Source organism: Photorhabdus sp. RW14-46 (assembly GCF_963887965.1).
In the GTDB taxonomy this organism is placed as follows: Bacteria; Pseudomonadota; Gammaproteobacteria; order Enterobacterales; family Enterobacteriaceae; genus Photorhabdus; species Photorhabdus laumondii.
Genome location: NZ_CAWPHH010000092.1, coordinates 1 through 1,777, shown reverse-complemented (window position 1 = coordinate 1,777; position 1,777 = coordinate 1). Strand labels below are relative to the sequence as shown.

The following is a 1,777-nucleotide window of genomic DNA, read 5'->3' as shown; positions in this document are numbered from 1 at the left end:
CAATGGCATAGCGAAACGGCTGGCTTAAGGCTTCCTGCCCGGTAAAGGCCAGCACATCCAGCGGTGCTTTATTGCGCCACACTTTTAGTCTGTAACGGCTGTGATCAAAGATGATCATCGGTGTTAGATTCGTCATATTTTCTCCTAAATTTTCTGCGGCCATTAGTCAACAATAAGAACTCAATATAAGGCCATATCATTATTGTCATACCGGGAAATAACCCACGCCACTATTTCCCGGTCGGAAGTTAACTGAGCCGTAAATATTTACACAGGCCATTCATGTTTTCGCAATATATCAAGGAATGAACAAGGCAAGCGATTTATAAATTCTCCCATCTTCTTAATGGGTGCCTATAAAGATCAACTCTTTTTTCAAAAAAACGATTTTTAATGCGCACCCTTTTATCTCCGCCGATATAACAGCATGTCGAACAGAATAATTTAAACTTCATGACAATAACATGACATTTATTGACAAAAGTAAACTGGCATTGATTGCCATAAAATGAAGGCGGCCTGAATACGCAATTTCAATCACATCCCCATGATAACAATGCCTATTTTCATGTTACCCAATAGATTATCGCTGTTTTAAATAACGTTTCGTAATTATGCTACACATAGCCTCATTCAACCCATTGTTATACATAGAATTATGAGTGGTATAAGATGTAGCACTATTTTGAAATCTTATTTAATCTCATCACTCCTTTTTAAATCTTATTCACTCCATCACGATAAAAAAGAATAATTCTCATTCATGCCATGCGAATAATAAGATAGTCAATAACATCAAGAAAACTGCATAGCAATATTCCCTCTTCACTGAGAAAAGGGTAATCATAGCTCTTAACCATACAGTCAAATACCTTCATCAGAATATCTGTAATGATATTTATCTTAGCAACCATTCCGTTAATGAAAACAGTTAACGGTTACGCTATTTCCTCATTTATCGCCAATCGCATGCACTATTCCGTTATCAGATCATCGTCATTTACCGCTGATATTGTCGTGTGATTACCCGGCGTCACTACAAAGATATTTTTTGGCAATTTAAATCCGCGCAGTTTTAATAACGCCAGCGGCCCTTCGCCCAATTCTGTGCGCAAAATCCAGGTTAACGGTAATCCATCCGGCGCGGTAAATATTAGTCGGTAACGGCTTTCATCCAGCTTCTCCGCTTTCGCCTGCGCCAGCCAGCGGATCAACCCCCAGTTCCCCTGATAATCACCAAACAAACGCGCTCCGGCATTGACACTGATCCACGTCAGCATCACACCCGGTTTATAGGTCTCTCCCGGCCAGCGAAAACTTTGCCAACTTTCCATCTGGTTAAAATAACGCAGTTTCTGCCCGTCTATCGTCAGGTCAGTTTCCACCACATCCCGTACCGCTCTGGCTCGCAGTTCAAACCGCAATCCCTGACTGCCATCCGCAAACAGCAGGTCCGATAACTGACTGAGCTGATTTATCGCCTTTAGAAAATCCGGGTTAATCTGTACGCCCTGACCATTCACCTCATCCACTACCCACTGGTTACCCGCTTTATGCAGTATCCCGCCTAACTGACGCGTCAAAAACTGCTCTATCCGCCCTGAATCTGACCGGATAAACTGCCCCAACATCGGCAATGAGATTTCACTTTCGCCACCGGCAAACGGATAACGGCCCGCAAATGCCCGATCCCAGTTGTCCACTATCGCCGTCTGCCACTGGCTATTCAGATTCGCCGTCGCCGGTTTCAATACCCCCTGCCACGCCTGCACTAATG

The 1,777-nt window shown here is 43.4% G+C and carries 1 protein-coding gene; it reads right to left on the bottom strand.

What is annotated here, in order from left to right; genetic code table 11:
• Window positions 1-974 precede the first annotated feature (974 nt).
• On the bottom strand, window positions 975-1,777 hold an 803-nt coding region (locus AACQ38_RS23645), incomplete at its 5' end, for a type VI secretion IcmF C-terminal domain-containing protein (protein ID WP_278249280.1).